Annotated in this window: 1 protein-coding gene; it reads right to left on the reverse strand. The window is 69.4% G+C overall.

Going from position 1 to position 255, the window contains the following annotated elements:
- Positions 1–255: ATP-binding cassette domain-containing protein (locus tag R0J87_RS22460; protein WP_498889093.1), on the reverse strand; the 255-nt coding region annotated here is incomplete at both ends.

The following is a 255-nucleotide window of genomic DNA, read 5'->3' on the forward strand; positions in this document are numbered from 1 at the left end:
GTCGTCGGGCTGCTCGACGCCGACGATCATCCGAGCGAGCGTGGTCTTGCCCGAGCCCGACTCCCCGACGATCCCGAGGGTGCGTCCCTCGTGCACGGCGAACGACGCATCGCTCACCGCCGCGATCTCGCCGAACATCCTGGTCACACCTGTCGCGACGAGCACGGGCGAGGGGTCGTCGATCGACGTCACCCTCGGCTCGTGGATCGTCGCGGCGATCAGCTGCCGGGTGTATTCGTGCTGCGGCGCCTCCAG

The sequence above is a fragment of the Halomonas sp. SIMBA_159 genome, from assembly GCF_046536035.1.
GTDB classification, from domain to species: domain Bacteria; phylum Pseudomonadota; class Gammaproteobacteria; order Pseudomonadales; family Halomonadaceae; genus Vreelandella; species Vreelandella venusta_A.